We start from the raw sequence: 21,465 nt of genomic DNA on the forward strand, positions 1-21,465 counted from the left end.
GTGAGGGTGTTTCGCGCCATTCAGCCGGCGATCTGTTGCGCAGGCGAGCGGGCGTGCAGCGCTTCGGGATTGACGCAGGTCGAAGAGAGCCGGGCGTCGAATGCATCGATCAGATTGCGCACCGCGCGCATGGCCATGTTCTCGCGTGTCTGTTGGGTCGCGGAGCCGATATGCGGCACCGCCACGACGTTCGGCAACTGCAGCAGCGGCGAGTCGGGCGACACCGGTTCGCGTTCGAACACATCGAGACCGGCACCGAGGATGCGGCCTTCACGCAGATGCGCGATCAGGGCGGCTTCGTCGACGACCTGGCCGCGAGCACAATTGATCAGAATGGCCGATGGTTTCATCGCGGCGAGTTCGGCGCTGCCGATCAGGCGCTCGGTGGCGGGCGAAAGCGGCACCAGCACGCAGACGAAATCGGCCGTCGCGAGCAGTTCGGCAAGCGGCCGCCATTGCGCGCCGTAGCGCGTCTCCGCTTCGGGGTTGCGCGAGCGGTTCGAATAGATCACGTTCATGCCGAAGCCGAGCGCGGCGCGCTTCGCAACCGCGCTGCCGATGCGTCCAAGCCCGACGATTCCCAGCGTTTTGTGATGCACGTCGACGCCGAATTGCGCCTCGCCGATCGTGCGCGTCCACTGGCCGCGCCGCGTCCAGTCAGCGAGCTCGGCAATGCGCCGGGCGCTCGCGAGGATCAGGCTGAACACGAGATCGGCGGTGGTTTCGGTGACTTCTTCCGGCGTGTTGGTCAGCACGATGCCGCGGCGCGTGAGCTCGGGGACATCGAACGCATCGAAGCCGGCCGAGATGGTGGAGGCGACCTGAAGCAATGGCGCCGCGTCGAGGATCTCGGGGGTGATCTTGAGATTGTTGCCGATCATGCCGTGAGCCGTGCGGAGCGCACGTTTGAACGGCGCCAGGTCCCCGGATGACACGTCGACCTGCTCGACGGAACAATACTCAAGCAGTAGCCTCAACACGGCAGGAGATAACGATCGGTAGGCCACGACATGCTTCATGAAGACCTCGGCGCAATGCGTTTGAAGGGAAGTGGATCGGCGGTATCGACCGCGAGAAAAAGAACTGCTTGCCGACAGACTATAAGTATCGGTAACATCATCGTCAAGATTATTGATAATCGTATCGAAGATCAAGGAGCGGCAATGAGCGACAAGAAAAGCGGTTTGCGGCAGGGCCTGACGAACTACGGCGACGAAGGCTTTTCGCTGTTTCTGCGCAAGGCGTTCATCAAGGGCGCGGGTTACACCGACGACGCGCTGTCGCGTCCCATCGTGGCCATCGCGAACACGGGCAGTGCCTACAATCCGTGCCACGGCAACGCGCCGCAGTTGATCGAGGCCGTCAAACGCGGGGTGATGCTGGCGGGCGGCCTGCCGGTCGAATTCCCGACGATTTCGATTGCCGAGAGCTTTTCGCACCCGACCAGCATGTATCTGCGCAACCTGATGTCGATGGACACCGAGGAGATGATCCGGGCTCAGCCCATGGATGCGGTGGTGCTGATCGGCGGTTGCGACAAGACCGTGCCGGCCCAGTTGATGGGCGCGGCGGCCGCGGGTGTGCCGGCCATTCAACTGGTGACGGGCGCGATGCTCACGGGCTCGCATCGCGGGGAACGGGTGGGCGCATGCACGGACTGCCGTCGTTTCTGGGCGAGCTTCCGCGGTGACCAGATCGACGCAGCCGAGATCGAGGCGGTCAACAATCAGCTGGTCGCAACGGTCGGCACCTGTTCGGTGATGGGAACCGCAAGCACGATGGCGTGCATCGCGGAAGCCATGGGCATCATGTTGCCGGGTGGAGCGTCGGCTCCCGCCGTCACCGCCGATCGCATCCGCATCGCGGAGCGCACCGGTGCGCAGGCGGTGGCGATGATCGGTCAAGACCTGAGCCCCGCGAAAATCCTCACGCCGAAAGCGATCGAAAACGCGTTGCGGGTGCTGCTCGCCATCGGCGGCTCGACCAACGGCATCATTCACCTGACGGCCATCGCGGGCCGGCTCGGGATTCGCATCGACCTCGAACAGCTCGACCGGATGGCGCGTGAAACGCCGGTGCTGGTCGACTTGAAGCCGTCCGGACAGCACTACATGGAAGACCTGCATCGCGCGGGCGGTTTGACCACGGTCATGCGCGAGATGAAGGGGCTGCTGCATCTCGACGCGCTCACCGTCACCGGTCGCACGCTCGGCGAGGAACTGGATGCCGCGCCCCCGAGCTTCGCGCAAGAAGTAGTCCGCCCGTTTGATCGCCCGATCTTTCCGCAGGGGGGCATTGCGGTGTTGCGTGGCAATCTCGCGCCGGGCGGCGCGATCATCAAGCAGTCAGCGGCAAGCGCGAGCCTGATGGAGCACGAGGGCCGGGCTGTCGTGTTCGAGGATGCGGAGGATCTGGCTCGCCGTATCGATGATCCGGAACTGGACGTGCAAGCGCACGACGTGCTCGTGCTCAAGCGCATTGGCCCGGTCGGCGCACCCGGGATGCCCGAGGCGGGCTACATCCCGATCCCGCGCAAGCTCGGCCGCCAGGGCGTCAAGGACATGGTGCGCATTTCGGACGGCCGCATGAGCGGCACGGCGTCCGGAACGGTGGTCCTGCACGTCACGCCGGAGGCGGCGATCGGCGGTCCGCTCGCGATCGTGCAAAGCGGCGACCGGATTCGCCTGAGCGTCGCCAGGCGAAGCATCGAGCTCGTCCTCACGGACGAAGAAATCGCCGCGCGTCTCGCGGCCGTGCCGGCGCGCCAGCCCGATCCCAACGAGCGCGGCTACCGCAAGCTGTTCCTGACGACGATCACACAGGCCGACGAGGGCTGCGATTTTGACTTCCTGCAAGCATCGCAGATGACCGCGACGGTCCCCGGCAATGGAAACAAGGGCTAACGCTCGCCATTTCGTATAGGCTCGCGGCTTAAATCAATCTGGGTACTTTTTTTATGAGCAACGCTGCCAGGTCCCAACGCTCCGATGCACTTGCCGCGAAGCCGGCCGAACGCGATCGCAATATCGACGAGACCCTGCGCAGCGTCTCGGACCAGCTCGAGGAAGAGATCGTCCTTGGCGTTCTGCATCCGCGCGAACGGCTCGTCGAAGACGATCTGTGCGAGCGCTTCAATCTGAAGCGCCATGTCGCTCGGCTGGTGCTGGCGGAGCTGGAGCGGCGCGGGCTCGTGGAGCGCCGCAAGAACGTCGGCGCGCTGGTCAAGTCGTTCACGGCGCGCGAGGTCACCGAACTGTACGCGCTACGCGAGTTGCTGGAAGCCGACGCGGCGAGGCGCATCGTTTTTCCGGTCAGTCGCGAAGCGCTCGATAACTTGACGGCCATTCAGGCGGAGCACGACGCCGCCGCTATTGCTGGCGATCTGCGGCGTGTGTTCCGCGCGAACATGGCTTTTCACCACGCGTTTTTTGCGTTGTCGGAAAGTCAGGTGCTAACCGAGGCGATTCGCGAATACGAACGCCGCACGCATGCGATCCGTTCAGTATCGATCGTGTTTCCGCAGTACCTGGAGAAGGCTCGCGCCGAGCACCACCAGATGATCGAGGCGCTGCGCACCGGCGACCGAGAAGCGTTGATCGAACTGTGCCGTGAGCATTTGGTGCCAGCGCGCGATGCGTATCTTGAAGCGTACCACCGGCGCTCGGCCGCGCATGCCGCACGCAAAGGTGCAACCGATTAGGCGCATTGAGCTGAATCACAACAAGAGGAATCGATGACTCGAGTACTGATCACCGGCGCGGCCGGTCACATTGGGCGTGTGCTGCGCGCCGGTTTCCAGGGTCACTATGATCTGCGTCTCGCCGACATCGCGCCGCAGGCCCAAGCGCAGGCCGGCGAGGAGATCGTGAGCGCGGACATCACGCGGCTCGAAGAACTGCTGCCGGTCATGGAGGGCGTCGACGTCGTCGTGCATCTCGCGGGCATTCCTGACGAGGATCGCTGGGAGCGCATCCGCGATATGAACATCGAAGGTTGCTACAACGTGTTCGAAGCCGCGCGGCAAGCGGGCGTCAAGCGCGTGGTGTTCGCGAGTTCGAACCATGCAGTGGGCTTTCATCGTCGCGACCGGATGCTCGACGACACCGTTGCGCCGCGTCCCGATAGCCGCTATGGCATCTCGAAGGTGTTCGGCGAGGCGCTTGGCCGGATGTACGCGGACAAGCACGGCATGTCGGTGGCGTGCATCCGGATCGGCTCGTTCCGCCCGGACGATCGACCCACCGTACCTCGTCACCTGTTCACCTGGATCAGCCATCGCGACATGGTGCAGGTGGCGCGCCGCTGTATCGACTATCCGGACCTTCACTTTGCGGTCGTGTATGGCGTGTCCAATAACGCACGCAATCGCTGGGACAACGCCAACGTGCGCTATCTCGGCTACGAGCCGCAAGACGATGCCGAACTGTACGCGGCGCAGATCGCGGCCGCGGGGAAGGTGGAAGACCCGCGCGAGGCGCTGTTTCATGGCGGCTTCGGCTGCCTCGTCGAATTCGACGGCGATCCGCTGCGGGTCGATTGAGCGCGTCATCTTCCAGAGTGACGCCCATCACGACGAAAGAAAGCGCACCTGGGTAAGCTCTTCGCACACCTGCCACAGTCGTGCGGCCGTTGCGGCGTCTTTCGCCTGACGCGCGATGCCCGCCTCGCCGATCGTGCTGCCGCGTGTCTCCAGAAATCCCTGTGGACCATAGTAGCCCGCGTCGCTGACGTCGGGCGAGGTCGCCGCGTAAAGAGTCGGCAGCGCGCCTGCGCTATCGGTGTTCAGCACGGCGCCGATGATAGGGCCAATGAGCCCGCGAACAGCGCCCGAAAATGCCGAGTAGTCACCGCTTCGAAACAGATTCGTGTTTGCGACGCCAGGATGAGCGGCGACCGACATGACGCGCGAGCGGGCAGCGCGCAAGCGCCGGTCGAGCTCAATCGCGAATATCAGATCGGCGAGCTTCGACTGCCGGTAGGACCGCATCGGCGAATACGCCTTTCTCGATTGGAGGTCGTTGAAATCGATCTGTCCTTGCCTGTGCGCGATGGAAGCGATCGTGACGATGCGCGGCCGGTCAGGCGATTCGGCCGCGGCTCGTTGGAGCGCCGGCATCAGCAGCGCAGTCAGTGCGAAGTGGCCGAGCACGTTGGTGCCAAACTGCAACTCGAAGCCGTCGGCAGTCTCGAGCCGTTTGGGTGGCGCCATGACACCCGCGTTGTTGACCAGAATGTGTATGGGGCGTTGCGAGGCGAGCTCGCTCTGTGCAAACGCGCGTACGGCCGCGAGGGAGGCGAGATCGAGAATCGCCAGTTCGGCGTGAGCATCGGGCGCGGCGGCGTGCAGACGGGCTAAGGCCGCTTCGCCGCGTTGCCTGTCCCGGCACGCAAGTATGACCTGTGCGCCTTGGCGTGCGAGGGTCAATGCGGCGTGATAGCCAATGCCGCTGTTCGCGCCAGTGATCAGAACTCGCTTGCCGATCTGCGACGCAATATCGTTTATGGTCCATGGGTTGCGCATAGTTTTGATCCCGGCTCTCATTCCATTTTCGTGCGAGGCTTTTCCGGCTTTGGGTCGGGCCCGCGGCTTCTGAATCTCATCGTCAGCGACTTATATCGTACAGGGGGCTCGTCAGTTTGGTACGTGCCTAACGCGGATAGCAGCGGTCGTTGCGTTATAGTATTCGGGACAGGGCAGGCGCGATGGTGCGCCTCGACACCGGGCAGGGTGCAAGTTGACCAACGAGACAAAGAAAAGAGCGCCGCGTCGCAAGTCGAATGCGATTTCCGTCATTGATGTCGCGCGCGCGGCAGGCGTATCGACTGCGACCGTTTCGCGTGTGTTGAATGGTAAAGCAACGGTAGCGGCGGAATTGCAGAGCCGTGTGCGCGACATCGCGCGGGAACTCGGCTACACACCGCACGCCGCGGCGCGCGCGCTGGCCTCGCAGCGCTCGAAAACGATCGGCGCGGTGATTCCTTCGCTGGAAAACCAGAACTTCGCCATCGGCGTGTTCGCGCTGCAAAAGCGCATTGGGGAAGCCGGCTATACATTGCTGCTCGGATGCTCGTACTACGATCAGGAAGATGAGCTGAAGCAGGTCCGCGCCCTGATCGCCGATGGTATCGCCGGGCTGATGCTGGTGGGTCGCAGCCACTCGCCCGCGCTCTACGAACTGATCGAAAAGGAACAGATTCCGCTCGTCAACGGCTGGACCGTCGATCACGACCATCCGTATGTCGGCTTCGACAACGTCGCGGTGGGCCGTCGCCTCGCCGAGTATCTGCTCGATCTCGGGCATACGCGCTTCGGCATGATCACGCAAATGACCCAGCATAGCGATCGAGCGGCTGATCGGATCACGGGCGTGCGCGCGGCGCTACAGTCGCGCGGGCTGCAGTTGCGCCACGAGCATTTGATCGAGATGCCGCACAAGATCATCGAAGGCCAGATGGCGATGAAGGCGCTGATGAACGGTCCCGACCGTCCTACCGCGGTGATCTGCGGCACCGATCTGCTTGCGATCGGCGCGCTGGCCGAGGCCCGCGAAGCGGGTATCGACGTGCCGGGCGAGCTGTCGATCGCGGGCATCAACGACATCGAGTTTTCCAGTTTCACATCGCCGCCGCTCACGACAATGCGGCTTGCCGCCGACGAAATCGGCGCGCGCAGCGCCGAGTATCTGCTCGCGCGGATCGAGGGACGGCCCGTCAGTTCGCAGAACATCGTGCCAACCGACCTGATCGTGCGCGGCACGACGGCGCGTGCACGCAACGTCTAGGTCGACCTGGCGCGGCATGCCGCCATCGCAGTGCCTGGGGTGCCGCTTTGCGCCGATAATCTGATGGATCGTCGTTCGACTGGAGCCCCCGTCATGAACCTGGCCCGTCTTCGCGTTCCCTCTCTCGATGGGCTTCTCGCATTCGAAGCCGCCGCCCGCTATGGCACGTTCGAGCGCGCGGCCGAGGCGCTTTGCATCACCGGCAGTGCGGCGGCCAAACGCGTCGCGGCGGTCGAGCAGTTGCTTGGCGTGCAACTGCTGGACAGAAGCGGCAAAACGCTGGTGCTGACCGCCATCGGCAGGGAATATCTTCAGCAGGTGGCCGGCCCTCTGCGCCTGCTCGCGGCGGTGCCGTTGCATCGGTCCGATGAGAAACGCAAAGCGCGCCTGCGCGTATGTGCGCCGCCCACGTTTGCACGCCAGATCGTTGCGCCGAAGCTCCACGAGTTCACGGGCCGTGATGCCTCCGTCGAGCTGGAGCTGGTCCTGAGCACGCCGTACCCGGACGCCCCGAGCGCCGCGACGGACCTGTGGATTCGGGGCGGCGACCCCGTCGAGGCCGGTTGCACGATCCTGATGCGCGATTGCGCGACGCCACTGATCGCGCCTTCCCTGCTGCGCTCGATCGAACCGGTGCGCAGTCCCGCCGACATGGCGGCGGCGCCTCTCTTGCGAACCTCGCTGGAACCCTGGATTCCCTGGCTGCACGCGGCCGGGCTCGATTGGGCGGAGCCGCAGAGCGGCCCCCAGTTGATGGACCTCGGCCTGTTACTCGAAGCGGCGGTGAGCGGCCAGGGCGTCGCGCTCGGCCGCCCAACACTTGCGCTCGCCTGGCTGAAGACGGGCGCACTCGTGCCGCTGTTTCCCGAGATTGTGTGCGCTGTGCCGCCGTACTATCTGATGCCTCATGCGTCTTACGGGGCAGCGGGCGAGTTCGCGGACTGGCTGGTCGAGATTTGCGCACGGACAAGCAAGGAGGCAGCGGAATATCTTTCGCACTGCTCCCGAAAAAATGTCGCGGGTCGGAGCGAGGCCGGCACGTAGCATCACTCCGATACAACTGGAGTGAGACGAATGTCCGACCCGATCGCCTGTATTGAAGATCTCCGCGCCGTGGCCGAGCGGCGCATTCCACGCATGTTCTACGACTACGTGGACTCCGGCTCGTACACCGAGTCGACCTATCGCGCCAACGAGGCCGATTTACGGCAGATCCGTTTGCGCCAGCGAGTCGGCGTGGACATCGGCGCCAGGAACCTGACGACCGTCATGGCCGGCCGCCAGGTCGCGATGCCGGTCGCGCTCGCGCCGACCGGCCTGGCCGGCATGATGCGAGGCAACGGCGAAATCCTCGCGGCGCGCGCCGCGCAACGTTTCAACGTGCCGTTCACGCTCTCCACCATGAGCATCTGCTCGATCGAAGACGTCGCCCAGAACGTCACTGCGCCGTTCTGGTTTCAGCTCTATGTGATGCGCGACCGCGCCTTCATCGAGCAACTGATCCAGCGCGCGGCGGCCGCAGGCTGCACGGCGCTCGTCGTCACGATGGATCTGCAGGTGGGCGGCCAGCGCCACAAGGACGTCAGGAACGGCCTTTCCACGCCGCCGCGCATGACGCCGGGCAATCTCCTGAACATGGCCGCGAAGCCGGCCTGGCTGTGCAGCATGGCACGGGCCAAACGTCGCCATTTCGGCAACATCGTGGGCCACGTCAAGGGCGTCGACGACATGTCTTCGCTAGCCTCCTGGGTGAAGGACCAGTTCGACCCCACCATGACCTGGGCGGACATCGAATGGATTCGCAAGCTCTGGCAAGGAAAGCTGATCGTGAAGGGGATTCTCGATCCCCATGATGCGCGGCGCGCCGTCGAGGCGGGTGCCGATGTCATCGTCGTGTCGAATCATGGCGGCCGCCAGCTGGATGGCGCGGTGTCGTCCATTCAGGCGTTGCCCGCCATCGTGGACGCCGTCGGCGAGCGCGTCGAGGTATGGCTCGATAGTGGCGTGAGGACGGGGCAGGACGTGCTGAAGGCCGTCGCGCTCGGCGCGCGCGGCACGATGATCGGCCGGGCGTTCCTGTATGGACTCGCGGCGGCGGGGGAGGCGGGCGTGCACAAGAGCCTCGCGATCATCGCCGCTGAACTCGATACCACCATGGCGCTGTGCGGATGCACGGATATCGCCGCGGTCGGCCCTGACATTCTGGCGATGCGTGGTGTGTAGCGGCTGCGCATCGAGCCCACAAATGTAAATTTTCTGACGGTCTCAGCGCGATTTCCCGGGCAACGTGTGGTCGTGGGAAAGACGCGCGCTTGCGCGGTTTTCCTCACACCAGGCTTCGTCGCAAGTGCGAAGGCCAGGTCCAAGACGATTCGCAGTTCGAATAACCATAAAGGTTGGAGTTCTCACATGAGGAAGGCAAGGAGATCGTTCGTCAGTGCCGTTCGTGGCAGGCGAAACCGCGACGCGCGGAAATTACCGCGCAATACCACCGCGTTGCGCCGGCAGGTGCTGGCCGGCGTAATTTCAACGGCGACGCTGTATTCCATTTCGGCGCACGCCCAGTCGTCGGTGACGCTCTATGGACTCGTCGATGTCGGCATTCGCTATACGACGCACGCGAATCCAGCCGGCGACTCTCAGGTTCAGATGCTGAGCGGCGCGAGCGAGAGCGCGTTCGGCATCAAAGGCACGGAAGACATTGGTGGCGGCACGAAGGTCGTGTTCGAGATGGAGAACAGGTTCTTCCCGAATACAGGACAAACCGATCCCGCTTATCCATTCTTCAATACCGCCTTTGTCGGCTTGCAATCGAACACCTACGGCAAGCTGACGATGGGACGCCAGATCAATCCTCTCGCCGACGCCGTGGTCGGCGCGTTTGCGTCGAACCGTTGGCTGCCCACGTTCTATCAGTTCCGTCCCGAGGTCATGATGGCTCAGGGCGTCTGGACGAGCAACATGGTCAAGTACGCGGCGCGCTGGCAATATCTGACCGGCGAGGTCTCCTATGCCTTCGGCGGTACGGCGGGCCAGTTCGGCGCGGGCAGTCAGATCGGCGCGTCGCTGCTGTTCCTGCCTCCGGCGCCAATGAACCTCGCTGTCGCCTATCTCGACTCGCGCGACGCGGTGAACACTTCCGCGCACCTGAAGTCCTGGACGGCCGGCGGCTCGTACACGTTCGACTCGACGACGGTGAACGCCGGTTGGTCGGTCAACCGGCAGGATGCCGGCTTTGTCGGCAACTTCCCGAACGGCCCGTTTTCAGTGCCCGCGTTGACCGCACTGAAATTCAACACCTTCAGCGCGCGGGAAATGTTCTTTGGCGGCGTAACCCAGTTGATCGGTACTGCCACGCATCTTTCCGCCAATGTCTGGCGCACGATCCAGACCGGCAAGACCCCGTCCGCGGACGGCAACGCCACGCAACTCCAGTTGGTTGCCGACTATAACTGGACCAAGCGCACGGACACGTATCTGGAAGTCGACTACTCGATGTATAGCGGCGGCATGATCGGCGCGCAGTTCCAGGGCATCAACGCCGTGAGTTCGGCGTACAAGTCGACCCAGCTTGGCGTGACGGCGGGTTTGCGCCACACCTTCTAGGCCGCGAGGGCGCGGTCTTCAATCGTCCTGAAACGACGCGAGCAGGTCTTTCGAAAGAATCTCGATTCGACCATAGCGCAGCGCGATCGCGCCTTGTTCCGCCATGGCCTTCAGCTCCAGCGACAGCGTCTGGCGCGTGATGCCGAGCATCATCGCCAGCGTGTCCTGAGACAGGCTCACATCCAGGCGGCTCTGCGGCGAGAGCGTGGCGTCGCCTGAGGCCACCAGCAGCAGACGGCGGGCGATGCGGGCGCGCGTCGAATGAAGCGTCGCGTCTTCGACCATGCGATAGAGCCAGTTCATATGAAGCGACTGCAACTCGGCGATGGCGCGTACAAAGGCGGTGCTTTGCATCAGTTCCTCGAACGCGGCCGCTCTCACTACCAGAAGCGTGGCACGGTCGAGCGCCACGACATCGCGTGGACGCGGCTGCCGGCTCGTCAAGGAGGTTTGTCCAAACCAGTTGCCCGCTTCGATGACGGAGAGGATCGCTTCCTTGCCGTCTTCGCGGACTGTGAACGCCTTGAGCCGTCCGCTGACGATTCCATAGAAGCCGGTTGCCGCATCGCCCCGGTGGAACAGATATTCGCCAGGGTGCAGCGTCAGCGCTTCGCTGCGTCGAATGAGCGCCTCGCGCTCCTCGGCTGGCAGCGCGCTGAACCATTGGTTCGTCCGCATTGCTTCGGACGTGTCGGTCATGAGAGCCATAAGAAACAGTCAAGGGCGGAACGAGGTTCGGGCGCGGCACGATGGCCCTGCGCGAGACGAATATTATCGATCGAACGGCACGAAAAATTCTGCTCCATGGGAGAAATCGAAAAGGGCGCCCGCCGCGATTGCGGCGGGCGCCCCGGACCTCGGATCGGCGGTCAGGCTTATTTCGTATGATCGACGAGGGTCTTCAGGTCGGTCACGCTGTACGCCATCGAACCGCGGAAGCCCACACCAACGCGCACGGGTGCCAGATCAGAAATCTCTTCGCCATCCGCGAGCGGCAGCGACAGCTTGCCTTCTCCGGTCCACACGTCGGCGATCTGCGCATTGTCCATGACGGAAAGCACGAGCTCGTTCACGGCCGGCGTGTCATGCTGGCCGGCGGCAAGGCGCGGGAAATAGCGCAGGTTCACGACCGGGCGGCCGGCGATGCTGAGCTTGGACACGTCTTGCACCGCCGTCTCCAGCTTCACCTCGGCGCGCGCGAGCCGCTGGCCCGCGGCCGATGCCGTGGCGGCCAGGCGCGTCCCCGCGGCGAGCGGCGCCGCGGCCGGGCTCATTGCCGCGAACGTGCGGGTCTGGTGCACCTGGCCATAGCGCTTCGGGAAACCTTGAATCAGGCCGCGCATCATCGCGGAGTCGTTGTCCACGAAGATATACGGGCAATAGGAGACCGGCTTGCCGTCGTACAACGCGTCGACGAGGATAAAGAACTCGCGGTACTGATAGCGCGCGGGATCGAGCATCTCGTCGTTGCCGCCGGTGAATTGCCAGTCGATGAACAGCGCCGTGGCGTGTCCAGGCGATGCCGGATCGGCGGTCAAACTCTTGGGCAGCACGGCAGCCGCAGCGGCGGGATCGGCCCAGAACTCGACGAGGATGAAGTCGCCGGAATAGTGCCACGGCGGCGGGGGCGCGATGCTCGAAAGACCGCGGGGCGAAAGGGGAACGGCGTATTGCTTCGACATGATGACTCCGGATGGAATGATTGAACGAACTGAAGGTTGCGGCGTGCGCGCTTTAGCGGGCGGCTGCCTGGGCGGACGCGTCTGCCGCGGGAATGACGGAGTTGCGGCCCGCTAGCCCTTTGCCGGGCGACCAGTTCTCACTGGCGACTTCGATGATGTTGATAAACACATCCGCCGGATCGACGCTGAGGTTCGCCTGTAGCTTCGAGACAAGGTGCTCGTAGAAGCGTTGCTTGTCTTCGGCGGTGCGGCCTGCGGTTAGCGTGATCTGAATCAGCAGAAGGTTCGGACTCCGCTCGAACGGGAACGTCATGTTCGCGAGGAAGTTGGCTTCCTCGTGTTCGGTGATCGTCATGAAGAACGCTTCGGGGTGAACACCCAATGCTTCGTGAAGCGATTCGTGAATGTCCTTCAGGACGGTGGTGCGGAATTGCGCAGACTGACCGCTACGCATCGAGACATGTGTCATCGGCATGGAAGACTCCGTAAAGTGGTTGCTGTGGCGATTGCTGTGGCGATTGCTGTGCGTCAGCCGTCGATCAATCCGTTGACGGCGGCCTCGGTCGCTGCCAGATAGGGCGCACGCATCAGCAGATTCGATTCGCCGCCCGCGCTTTGAATGACGACGGGTTTCGCGTGGCTGAACGTGCGGTAGCCAAACTCGCCGTGATAGTGGCCCATGCCCGACGCGCCTACGCCGCCAAACGGCAGCGAGTCGAAGAACACGTGCGTCATGGCATCGTTCACGACGAGTGCCCCGGACGTGGTGCCCTTCGAAACGCGTTCCTGCCCGGCAGTGTCGTCTCCGAAGTAGTAGAGGGCTAGCGGACGCGGACGTGCGTTGATGTAAGCCAGCGCTTCGTCGAAGCTCTCGTAGGTCACCACCGGCAGCACCGGACCGAAAATTTCCTCTTGCATCACGCGCATGCTTTGGGTCGTGCCGGTGATGACGGTCGGCGCCATCTTGCGCACGGCCGGATCGCTGAGGTCTTCGTGCGCGGGCGCGAGGCTCACCACCTTCGCGCCTTGTTGCCTCGCATCGTCGACCAGTGACAACTGACGCTCGAAGCCGCGCACGTCGATCATGGCCGTGTAATTCGGATTCGCGCGAATCGATGGATACATCCGCGAGACTGCCGCCTTCGCGTGCTCGACGAACGCATCGGCGCGTCCGGCAGGCAGCAGCACATAGTCCGGCGACAGGCAGATCTGCCCGGCATTGAAGGTCTTCACCGTCATGACGCGCTCGGCGACGCGTTGCAGGTCCGCGTCCTCGCCCACCAGCACGGGCGACTTGCCGCCAAGCTCCAGCGTCACCGGCACGAGGTTGCCGGAGGCCGCGCGCATCACGTGGTGGGCGACCTGCGTGCTGCCCGTGAACACCAGGTGATCGAACGGCAGCGCGCTGAACGCCGCGCCCGTCTCGGCGCCGCCCAGCACGGTGGTCAGCTCGTCGCTGTCGAAGTCACGCGCGATCAGCTCGGCCAGCAGCTCCGAAGTGGCAGGCGTCAATTCGGACGGCTTGATGATGGCGCGGTTTCCCGCCGCGAACGCGCCCGCGAGTGGCCCGAATGCCAGCACGATGGGGAAATTCCAAGGGCTGATGATCCCCACGATGCCGAGCGGCTGATACTCGACCCTGGCCGCTACGCCGGGAAACGGCTCGCTCGCGGCCGGGCGCGTCATCCATGCGTCCAGATGCTCGTGATTGAAGCGCAATCCCTCGATCGACGCGAGGAGGTCCGCGAGCAAGGTTTGCTGCTTGCCGCGGCAGCTGTAGTCGGCGTTGATCGCCTCGACGAGTGCGTCCTTGTTCGAGCGCAGCAAGGCAATCGCGCGCCCGATACGGTCCTTGCGCAATGCGGCCGTCGGCGCACCGTCTCTGAGCTGCGCCGCCTTCATTGCATCGAGCTGGGTGTGGATTTGCGCGGCGGAAGGCGCCATCGGCAGCCTGAAATTCATCGGCATGGTTGATTCTCCTGGTTTGCAAAAAGGCGGCTTAGATGACGGCCTCGATCAACATCGGGCCGCGGCGCTTCATGGCGTGCGCGAGTGCGGTATCGAAGGCCGCTCTCGATTCGGCGCGGACAGATTCGACGCCCATGCCGCGCCCGAGCGCGACCCAGTCGAGCGACGGATTGCCGAGATCGAACATGGAGGCGGCATGTGCGCCATCTGTGCGGGCGCCCACGCGTTTGAGTTCGTTCGCGAGGATCTTGTAGCCGCCGTTCGAGTAGATGACTGTCACAATGTCGAGGTTTTCGCGCGCCATCGTCCACAAGGACTGCAGCGTGTACATCGCGCTGCCGTCGCCCACGAGATTGACGACCTTGCGTTCGGGACACGCCACACTGGCGCCGACCGAGACCGGCATGATGTTGCCGATCGCGCCGCCCGTGAGGGTGAGGAAGTCATGAGGAGCGGCCGACGCGGCCAGCCCGTAGTACGCCATGGCCAACGACGCCTCTTCGGCGACGATCGCGTTCTCGGGCAGATGCCGCGCGACACTGCGCATGATCGACTCGCCGTCGAGCGGACCATGCGTCGAAAATTCGGTTTCCTTCAGATCGGTCGTGCGCGCAATCGCTTGCTGCGCGCCGAGCGCTTCGACCAGCGATTCGAGTGCGCCCGTGCCGTCTTCATGCGGATGAGCGAGGACCGCGATGCGGCATCCTTGCGGTGTCAGCCAGCTCGGCTTGTCCGGGTAAGCGAAGAAGCTGACCGGCGGCTGCGCGCCCACCAGCACGAGCAGTTCCGTGCCCGCGAGGAAGTCGACCACCTGTTCGGCGAAATACGGCAGACGCTCGACCGGCACGCGACCGGCGCCACGCTGCAAGCGCGGCGTGAAGGTGTCGCACAGCAGGCGCGCGCCTGTCTTCGCAGCGATGCGGCCCGCCGCGCGCAGCCCGGGCTCCTGCAAGGCCTTGCCTCGCAGCAGGAAAGCGATTCGCACGCCGCTTTGCGCCAGCGCGGCAATCCGCTCGATGGTTTCGCCGCTCACCCGTGCGGGCGTCGGCGTGGGCAGCGGCGTGGCAACGGCGTCCGCGGGAGACCAGGCCGTGTCGGCAGGCAGGATCAGCGTGGCGACCTGGCCCGCGCCTTCCATCGAAGCGTGCACCGCCCGGGCGGCATCGGCCCCCACGGTCAATGCGCTGCTCGACGAGTGAATCCAGTCCGAGACCGGCCGCGCGAAACCTTTGATATCGGAACTCAGCGGGGCTTCGAAGCGGGCATGCGTCGATGCATGGTCGCCGACGATATTGACGACCGGGCTCGATGCGCGCCGCGCGTTGTGCAGATTGGCGAGTCCGTTGGCCAGTCCGGGTCCGAGATGCAGCAGCGTGGCGGCCGGCTTGCCCGCCATTCTTCCGTAGCCGTCGGCCGCACCGGTGACGACGCCTTCGAACAGGCCGAGAATCGGGCGCATACCTTCGACCGCGTCGAGCGCCGCCACAAAATGCATTTCGGACGTGCCCGGGTTCCCGAAGCAAACATCCACACCACTCGCGATTAGCGAACGCAACAGACTTTCAGCGCCATTCATAAGGATCACCTCGATATCGAACGAATCAATCAGGCCAGGCACCCTGTTTTCAGGGCGCGAGACGTCGTGCATCGACGAACGAACCGATCCTAACTATTGCGGCAACATGCGAAAATACAGTCTGTTTGGAAAATTTGTTACGTCATGCGCAAAAATCTCGACTACGGCGTGCTGCATGCGATGACGGCGTTCGTCCGCGTCGTGGACGCCGGCAGCTTTACCGCGGCGGCGGAGCACATGGAGCTGACGACCGCGCAGATATCGCGGCTCGTTGCGGGGCTGGAGAATCGCTTGCAGACGAAGCTGCTGCAGCGAACCACGCGGCGCATGTCGGTTACGACCGCCGGCGAGCGCTATGCGGAGCAGTGCCGCACGATCCTCGAACTGGTGGCGGAAGCGGAAAGCGAAGCGAGCGGCGCGCATATCCAGCCGACCGGGCGCCTGAAAGTGCTTTGCATGGCGAGCTTCGGCGACCGGTATGTGGCGCCGCTCGTGGAGAAGTACTGCGCGATGTATCCGAAGGTGAGCGTGGAGTACAGCGCCTCACAATACGTGCCGGACCTGCTCGCGGAAGGTGTGGATGTCAGTGTCTATCTCACGCATCGCCTGCCGGACTCGAGCATGGTTGCGCAACGTCTCGGCTCGGTGCATGGCGTGCTATGCGCCACGCCGGGCTACCTGGCCCGTCACGGCACGCCCGGCAATATCGACGATCTCGCTAGCCATGCGTGCCTGCGTCTCGTGAACCCCTCGACCACGCTCGACTGGGAGTTGACGGACGGGAAGTCGAGGCATTCGTTTCAGCCTGAGGGCCCGCTGGTCGGCGATCGTCCCGAGGTGGTTCGGCGCGCGGCTTGCGGCGGCTTGGGCATTGCGCTGTTGCCGGCATTCGTGGTGGTCGACGAGTTGCGCAGCGGCGAGCTCGTGCATGTGATGCCGCAGTGGCGCTCGCCTGAAGTCGGCGTGTATGTGCTGATGCCGTCAAGGAAGTTTCTCGAAGCGAAAACGCGGGCGTGGATCGAGCTTTTGAAGGCAGAGCTGCCGATCGCTTTGGAACGTGATGCGATGGCCGTCGATGCAGCCGTCAAGCCGGCAGGAAAGCCGAAAAGAAGCCGCTCGGGTAGAGGGAAAGCAACACGTTGATCTGGACCCGGTGAAACCTTGAAGATTCGGCGCAGCAGGTCGTTCAACGCGGCTTCAGCTCGACGGGCGGCTCAGCGCGATAGCCGCCGCCCAGTGCCTTCGTCAACGCAATCTCCTGACTGAGCATCTGGCCGTTGAGCGTGAGCAGCGCGACCTGTTCCGCGATCACAGGCTGGCGCGCTTCGAGCGCCGCGAGCTGGCTCGTCAGTCCGCGTTGGTAATAAGCCTCGACGCTATCTCTCGTGAACGCAGCCATGCCGATCCGTTGCTTCTGCAATGCGCTCTCTTCATCGAGGTCCTGCAAGCGGCTACCCGTCTGCGCGACATCGCGTACCGCGTTGAGGACGGCCTGGTTGTACTGCTCGATCAGCAGATTGCTGCCCTCGCGTACGCCGTTCAGGTTCGCGTTGAGCCTGCCGCCGTCGAAGATCGGCAGAGACAAACCAGGAATCAGGTTGATCTGCTGGCTTGCGTGGGTGAACAGATCAGCGAGGTGCAGGGCATTGACGCCGAAAAACGCCTTGATGTCGAAGCTCGGATAAAACGCCGCCTTCGCCGCGTCGATCTTGTCGAACGATGCCTGTACATACCAGCGCATCGCCTGCAAGTCGGGCCGGCGCGCAAGCAGTTCGTACGAGAGCATCGCCGGCAACGCCGCCTGTGAGGCCGGCAGCGCGACCGGCTCGATGGCTGGCAAGCCGTCCGGTCCCGCGCCGATCAGCGCCCGCAGCGACTCGCGAAGCTCCTTGATCTGCGCCTGCGCCGCCACGATCTGCCGCTCGATGGCCAATTGCCGAGATCGTGCCTCTTCGAGCTGGGTCAGTGCCTCGAGGCCGCGCGTCCCGCGCGCTTCGTGTGCCTGCACCGCGAAAACCGCAATCTGGTGCGACTGGTTCAGCAGATCGATCAGCTGATAAGTCGTCTGGATACCGTAGTAAAGCTGCGCGACATCCGCCGACATTTCGAGCTCGACAGCGGAGGTCTCGGCAAGCCGAGCATTGTGCACCCCGAGCGACGCGGCAATCTCCGCGCGCTGTTTACCCCAGATATCGATGTCGAGGCTTGCGCCGAGCCCGACAATGCCCTCGGTGTACCACGGACCCGTCAGTCCCGCTTCGGGCTCGTTCCTCGCGAATGGGCCCAGAAAGCCGTTGGCGGAAACATGGGTGCGATCCAGCGACGCCAGCGCAACCATCTGCAGGCTCGAACCCGCCGTGATCAACTCCACATCCGACTTGGCCTGCGCGACCCGTGTGCGCGCAATGACGATCGTCGGCGCGCCGGCAAGGGCCTGATCGACCAGCGCGTCGAGCTGCGCATCGTGATAGCGCGTCCACCAGCGCGCGGCGGGCCAGCCGTCGCGCGCGAGATGGATATCGTTGGCGAGATTGATCTGCTCGGGCGCGATCTCGTTGTAGGGCGTGCCGTTGTGATGGATCAGCGCGCATCCGGTCAGCGCGCTTGCGATCCACGCGACGCCAAGCAGGTATCGACGCCATCGCATAGCGCATACGCTCCATTGCGCGTTCATGTTCGTACGGTCGGTAACGCGGCGGCCGCCATCGGTGCGTCCAGACGCCATTCCGGTAGACTCGCGACCTGCCGCGACAACTCGAGCGCCGCCGCGATCGGCACGCTGTCGGCGGGCGCCACGGTTTGCGCTTCGATCGGGATGCGTCGCGGTGCGTGGGCGTCCGGCGGGCTGGCGACAAGCCCGTCCGCATAGCGGTTGAGTTCGACGAACGCCTGCTCCTGCGTGGAGCGCATGGCATCGGCCATGCGTGGACTCCACGGCCCCGCCGGCGGCACTTGCAGGTTGCGCAGTACGTTGGCCGCCAGCATGATCTCGCGACCCTGGGCGAGAACCGTTTGCGCGCGCAATGTCAGTTGCGCCTGCTCGCCTTCCTGCCAGTTCGGTTCGAGGGCGACACGCGAGAGCATGGCCTCGCAATCGGCCAGCATCGCCCACGCCTGCAACTGACGCTGCGAATAAGGCAATTCGTCCCGCTCCGCGGCGTCCAGCCGGCTCGCGTGCAACGGCGCGGCTATCGCGCGCAACATGCCTGCAAGCTTTTGCCGCAGCATATCGCTCTCGCCCTCCCGCCAGAACGACATCTGCACGAAGGTCGCGACGCCGACGCCCAGCATGATGCCCACCATCCGGTCGCGGATTTCGGTCAGATTCGAGCTTGGGCCGAACTCTCCGAGCAACGCGAGCGAGAACGTGAAGATCACCTGAATGCCGGCATAGCCGATCCGCTCCGAGCCGGCCGCGATCCACGCCGCGAGCGCGACAATGGGCAGCGTCATTAGCAGCAGACCGACAATGTCGTCGAGATGCGGCACGACGAACACCACCATGAACAGCGCCAGCGCACTGCCGAGCGCGGCTCCGGCGATCCGCAGCAACGCACGCTGGGTCGAGGCACCGAGGCTCGGCAGCGCGACGATCAGACAGGTCAGCATGATCGTGTGAACGCCCTGCCAGTCGACGGCGTTATAAAACACGTAGCAGACGAGCACGGCAAGCAGCGTCTTCAGCGAAAACCGTAGGTAGACGGGATTGGTCCACGCGTCGGGTACGATCATCGGTTCGCTAGCGGGCGGCTTGCCGGATGCCGCGTTGCTTGCGCTCAGATCGGCGAACGCGTGCAGCGCGCGCTGCAACTCGGCGGCGGCCGGAATCGCGTCGCAGGCATTGCGCTCTTCAGGCGTCGTCGTGCTCACGTAACGATAGGGCAAGCCTGACATCACGGCTTCGTCGAGCGCGCGGCCGTTTTCGCGCAACTCGCGCAACATCGCCAGTTGCGCGGCCGACGGGTTGGGCCAGCTGGGCGGCAATTCGCTCGCGCCGCGATAAAGACGCGACACCGTCGCAACACAGGCAAGCTGCAACGCCTGATGCTCGCGATAGTGGGCATCCCGCATCGTCGTGAAGCGCAGCAGCTTCTGCAGCGTGAGCGCGCCTTGCTGCACGGCGGTCAGCGTGATCGGCTCGATGTCGCGGGTGCCGTCGATCAGTTGCGTCAGGCGCGTGTCGAGCGCCGCGAGCTGCCGATGAATCTCCGCCTTGAGTTGCAATTGCGGTTCGGCAGGCAGCAGCAACGTATTGACCACGAGCGTCAACGCGATCGCATAGTTGACGGCGATCCACACCCACAACACCGAGCGGATCAGCAGGTCGGCCTGATCGGTCTGATCCACGAAGCTCTGCACGTAGATCACGACGATCGCGACGATGAAGAACACCACGCCGATTTTCAGCACCCGCATCAGATACACGCTGCCGAAGAACAGCACACTCGCGATCACGATGCGCAGCAACGGATAATCGAACGTGAATTTGAGCAGCACGATCGACGTGCCGATGGCGAGTGTCGAGCCGACGATGAACATCGCGCCGATCAGACGCGTGACCACCACATTCGATTGGGTGACGTAGAACACCAATAGCAGCGACAGCGCGAGCTCCGGCACTTCGAGTGTCATCGACGCGACGATGACGATGGCGCTCGTCAGCAGGCAACGCAACATCACATTGACGCGTCCAGGGAAGGGCGCAAGCTCACGTCTCAGGAAGGCGGCGAGATCGCGCAGCATGATCGGCAGATAGTCAGCGGTGGTCATGGGCTTCTCAATTGCGCGCGCCGTCGTTGCCGCGTCCGGGTTCCAGCACGGCCACCGCCGAGGTACCCACTCGAAACAGTTCCGGGTTCGGCTTGTCGATGCGGATCTTCACCGGGAAGCGTTGCGACACATGAACCCAGTTAAGCGTGCGTTGAATGCGTGGCAATCCGCCGGGCAATGCAAGGCCGCCTTCATCGGATGAAATGCCGTAACTGATCGAATCGACCGTGCCCTGGAAGCGCTGGCCGGTATCACTCATCAGGTAGACCGTGGCGGGTGTGCCCGCTCGAATGCCTTTCAGCTCGGTCTCCCGAAAGTTCGCAATCACGTACCAGTGGCGGGTGTCGATCAGCGTGAATACAGGCTTCAAGGCCGTGGCGAACTGGCCTGTCGATGTCTTCAAGGACACGACGCGCCCGTCGAACGGCGCCCGCACCGTCGCATACTCCAGGTTCAATTCGGCCAGCGAGATCTCCGCCATCACGACAGCGCGTTGCGCGACCAGCGCATCGACACCGCTGACCGCCGCCGCGGCCTGCTGCGCTTGCAGTTGCGCGGCGCTGAGTTCGGCCTGGGTGGCGCGTTGCGCGGTGCGCGCCCGATCGACTTCTTCCGCCGACACGAACCCTCGCGACAACAACGGTTCCATGCGATGCAGCGTATCGGACGCCTGACTGGCCGCCGCTCGCGCGCGTTCGACGGCCGCCTGCACCGACTGCGCGTTGTACTGCTGCGCATTGACCGTGCGCTGGGTCAGCTCGATCTGACGGTCGAGCGCGACGAGCGACGCCTGGCTGCGCGTCAGTGCATCCTGATACGGACGCGGATCGATGCGAAACAACAGGTCGCCCTGCCGGACCAGCTGGTTGTCGCGCACGGCCAGCTCAACGATGCGTCCGTTGACCTCGGGGACCACGTCGATCGTATCCGCGTAGACGTAGGCATCGTCGGTACGCGGTGCGCGATCGAGCACGCGCAGGACGTAGACGAGCAGGACCAGCGTCACGACGACCATGACGAGGGCCAGCCATTTCTTCTTCGATGTCCTGTCGGCTATCGTCGTCATGCAGTCCCCGAAGGC

18 protein-coding genes are annotated in these 21,465 nt (G+C 64.0%); 8 read left to right on the plus strand and 10 right to left on the minus strand.

Going from position 1 to position 21,465, the window contains the following annotated elements; genetic code table 11:
• Positions 1-20: 20 nt before the first annotated feature.
• On the minus strand, positions 21-1,019 hold the full coding sequence (locus tag CI15_RS23595) for a 2-hydroxyacid dehydrogenase (protein WP_062131942.1): 999 nt from the start codon (positions 1,017-1,019) through the stop codon (positions 21-23).
• Between the two features lie 144 nt (positions 1,020-1,163).
• On the opposite strand from CI15_RS23595, the gene CI15_RS23600 reads away from it, so the two are divergent.
• From CI15_RS23600 to CI15_RS23610, 3 genes are read left to right on the plus strand one after another with little or no spacing between them, the layout of a single operon-like run.
• Positions 1,164-2,903, plus strand: coding sequence for an IlvD/Edd family dehydratase (locus CI15_RS23600; RefSeq protein WP_062131945.1), 1,740 nt, complete (start codon positions 1,164-1,166; stop codon positions 2,901-2,903).
• A 53-nt stretch (positions 2,904-2,956) separates the two neighbouring features.
• Complete coding sequence (locus CI15_RS23605; RefSeq protein WP_062131948.1) at positions 2,957-3,700, plus strand: GntR family transcriptional regulator; 744 nt, start codon at positions 2,957-2,959, stop codon at positions 3,698-3,700.
• Positions 3,701-3,733: 33 nt separating this feature from the next.
• Complete coding sequence (locus CI15_RS23610; RefSeq protein ID WP_062131951.1) at positions 3,734-4,540, plus strand: NAD-dependent epimerase/dehydratase family protein; 807 nt, start codon at positions 3,734-3,736, stop codon at positions 4,538-4,540.
• Between the two features lie 27 nt (positions 4,541-4,567).
• On the opposite strand, the gene CI15_RS23615 is transcribed toward CI15_RS23610, so the two are convergent.
• A complete protein-coding gene (locus tag CI15_RS23615) occupies positions 4,568-5,521 on the minus strand; it encodes an oxidoreductase (RefSeq protein WP_062131953.1) in 954 nt (317 codons plus the stop codon).
• A gap of 214 nt (positions 5,522-5,735) precedes the next feature.
• Here CI15_RS23615 and CI15_RS23620 point away from each other — a divergent pair, with 214 nt between their 5' ends.
• The 4 genes from CI15_RS23620 to CI15_RS23635 all read left to right on the plus strand — a co-directional run bounded on the left by CI15_RS23620 (position 5,736) and on the right by CI15_RS23635 (position 10,388).
• Positions 5,736-6,782: a LacI family DNA-binding transcriptional regulator gene (locus CI15_RS23620; protein ID WP_062131956.1), complete on the plus strand. Its 1,047-nt coding sequence runs from the start codon at positions 5,736-5,738 to the stop codon at positions 6,780-6,782.
• 93 nt (positions 6,783-6,875) lie between these two features.
• Positions 6,876-7,826, plus strand: coding sequence for a LysR family transcriptional regulator (locus CI15_RS23625; RefSeq protein WP_062131959.1), 951 nt, complete (start codon positions 6,876-6,878; stop codon positions 7,824-7,826).
• Between the two features lie 30 nt (positions 7,827-7,856).
• Entirely contained in the window at positions 7,857-9,005 is a 1,149-nt protein-coding gene (locus CI15_RS23630) for an alpha-hydroxy acid oxidase (protein WP_062131962.1), read from the plus strand.
• A 186-nt stretch (positions 9,006-9,191) separates the two neighbouring features.
• Positions 9,192-10,388 carry a porin gene (locus CI15_RS23635; RefSeq protein WP_082814276.1) on the plus strand — a complete coding sequence of 399 codons (1,197 nt, stop codon included), beginning with the start codon at positions 9,192-9,194 and terminating at the stop codon, positions 10,386-10,388.
• Between the two features lie 18 nt (positions 10,389-10,406).
• Here CI15_RS23635 and CI15_RS23640 read toward each other — a convergent pair whose 3' ends face one another.
• The 5 genes from CI15_RS23640 to CI15_RS23660 all read right to left on the minus strand — a co-directional run bounded on the left by CI15_RS23640 (position 10,407) and on the right by CI15_RS23660 (position 15,614).
• Positions 10,407-11,066 carry a Crp/Fnr family transcriptional regulator gene (locus CI15_RS23640; RefSeq protein ID WP_063910568.1) on the minus strand — a complete coding sequence of 220 codons (660 nt, stop codon included), beginning with the start codon at positions 11,064-11,066 and terminating at the stop codon, positions 10,407-10,409.
• Between the two features lie 197 nt (positions 11,067-11,263).
• Positions 11,264-12,070, minus strand: a complete 807-nt coding sequence (locus CI15_RS23645) for an acetoacetate decarboxylase family protein (RefSeq protein WP_062131965.1) — start codon at positions 12,068-12,070, stop codon at positions 11,264-11,266.
• Between the two features lie 52 nt (positions 12,071-12,122).
• Complete coding sequence (locus CI15_RS23650; RefSeq protein WP_062131968.1) at positions 12,123-12,545, minus strand: tautomerase family protein; 423 nt, start codon at positions 12,543-12,545, stop codon at positions 12,123-12,125.
• A gap of 53 nt (positions 12,546-12,598) precedes the next feature.
• Positions 12,599-14,038 (minus strand): coniferyl aldehyde dehydrogenase, encoded by a 1,440-nt coding sequence (locus CI15_RS23655; protein WP_206597779.1) that lies wholly within the window; start codon positions 14,036-14,038, stop codon positions 12,599-12,601.
• 31 nt (positions 14,039-14,069) lie between these two features.
• Positions 14,070-15,614, minus strand: a complete 1,545-nt coding sequence (locus CI15_RS23660) for an acetolactate synthase large subunit (protein ID WP_062132163.1) — start codon at positions 15,612-15,614, stop codon at positions 14,070-14,072.
• Between the two features lie 144 nt (positions 15,615-15,758).
• On the opposite strand from CI15_RS23660, the gene CI15_RS23665 reads away from it, so the two are divergent.
• A complete protein-coding gene (locus CI15_RS23665; RefSeq protein WP_062131972.1) occupies positions 15,759-16,757 on the plus strand; it encodes a LysR family transcriptional regulator in 999 nt (332 codons plus the stop codon).
• A gap of 43 nt (positions 16,758-16,800) precedes the next feature.
• Here CI15_RS23665 and CI15_RS23670 read toward each other — a convergent pair whose 3' ends face one another.
• The 3 genes from CI15_RS23670 to mdtN are packed head-to-tail and all read right to left on the minus strand — an operon-like array spanning position 16,801 to position 21,450.
• On the minus strand, positions 16,801-18,261 hold the full coding sequence (locus CI15_RS23670; protein WP_062131974.1) for an MdtP family multidrug efflux transporter outer membrane subunit: 1,461 nt from the start codon (positions 18,259-18,261) through the stop codon (positions 16,801-16,803).
• A 23-nt stretch (positions 18,262-18,284) separates the two neighbouring features.
• Positions 18,285-20,384 carry an FUSC family protein gene (locus CI15_RS23675; RefSeq protein ID WP_062131977.1) on the minus strand — a complete coding sequence of 700 codons (2,100 nt, stop codon included), beginning with the start codon at positions 20,382-20,384 and terminating at the stop codon, positions 18,285-18,287.
• Positions 20,385-20,391: 7 nt separating this feature from the next.
• Complete coding sequence (gene mdtN, locus CI15_RS23680) at positions 20,392-21,450, minus strand: multidrug transporter subunit MdtN (protein WP_062131980.1); 1,059 nt, start codon at positions 21,448-21,450, stop codon at positions 20,392-20,394.
• Positions 21,451-21,465: the final 15 nt, after the last annotated feature.

The sequence above is a fragment of the Paraburkholderia monticola genome, assembly GCF_001580545.1.
In the GTDB taxonomy this organism is placed as follows: domain Bacteria; phylum Pseudomonadota; class Gammaproteobacteria; order Burkholderiales; family Burkholderiaceae; genus Paraburkholderia; species Paraburkholderia monticola.

Bases quoted from the DNA above. Each gene is read 5' to 3' on its own strand.
- CI15_RS23670 (WP_062131974.1), bottom strand. From the start codon at position 18,261: ATGCGATGGCGTCGATACCTGCTTGGCGTCGCGTGGATCGCAAGCGCG.
- CI15_RS23665 (WP_062131972.1), top strand. From the start codon at position 15,759: ATGCGCAAAAATCTCGACTACGGCGTGCTGCATGCGATGACGGCGTTC.
- CI15_RS23650 (WP_062131968.1), bottom strand. From the start codon at position 12,545: ATGCCGATGACACATGTCTCGATGCGTAGCGGTCAGTCTGCGCAATTC.
- CI15_RS23595 (WP_062131942.1), bottom strand. From the start codon at position 1,019: ATGAAGCATGTCGTGGCCTACCGATCGTTATCTCCTGCCGTGTTGAGG.
- CI15_RS23605 (WP_062131948.1), top strand. From the start codon at position 2,957: ATGAGCAACGCTGCCAGGTCCCAACGCTCCGATGCACTTGCCGCGAAG.
- CI15_RS23630 (WP_062131962.1), top strand. From the start codon at position 7,857: ATGTCCGACCCGATCGCCTGTATTGAAGATCTCCGCGCCGTGGCCGAG.
- CI15_RS23645 (WP_062131965.1), bottom strand. From the start codon at position 12,070: ATGTCGAAGCAATACGCCGTTCCCCTTTCGCCCCGCGGTCTTTCGAGC.
- CI15_RS23635 (WP_082814276.1), top strand. From the start codon at position 9,192: ATGAGGAAGGCAAGGAGATCGTTCGTCAGTGCCGTTCGTGGCAGGCGA.
- CI15_RS23600 (WP_062131945.1), top strand. From the start codon at position 1,164: ATGAGCGACAAGAAAAGCGGTTTGCGGCAGGGCCTGACGAACTACGGC.
- CI15_RS23660 (WP_062132163.1), bottom strand. From the start codon at position 15,614: ATGAATGGCGCTGAAAGTCTGTTGCGTTCGCTAATCGCGAGTGGTGTG.
- CI15_RS23625 (WP_062131959.1), top strand. From the start codon at position 6,876: ATGAACCTGGCCCGTCTTCGCGTTCCCTCTCTCGATGGGCTTCTCGCA.
- CI15_RS23615 (WP_062131953.1), bottom strand. From the start codon at position 5,521: ATGCGCAACCCATGGACCATAAACGATATTGCGTCGCAGATCGGCAAG.
- CI15_RS23610 (WP_062131951.1), top strand. From the start codon at position 3,734: ATGACTCGAGTACTGATCACCGGCGCGGCCGGTCACATTGGGCGTGTG.
- CI15_RS23640 (WP_063910568.1), bottom strand. From the start codon at position 11,066: ATGCGGACGAACCAATGGTTCAGCGCGCTGCCAGCCGAGGAGCGCGAG.
- CI15_RS23655 (WP_206597779.1), bottom strand. From the start codon at position 14,038: ATGCCGATGAATTTCAGGCTGCCGATGGCGCCTTCCGCCGCGCAAATC.
- CI15_RS23675 (WP_062131977.1), bottom strand. From the start codon at position 20,384: ATGACCACCGCTGACTATCTGCCGATCATGCTGCGCGATCTCGCCGCC.
- mdtN (WP_062131980.1), bottom strand. From the start codon at position 21,450: ATGACGACGATAGCCGACAGGACATCGAAGAAGAAATGGCTGGCCCTC.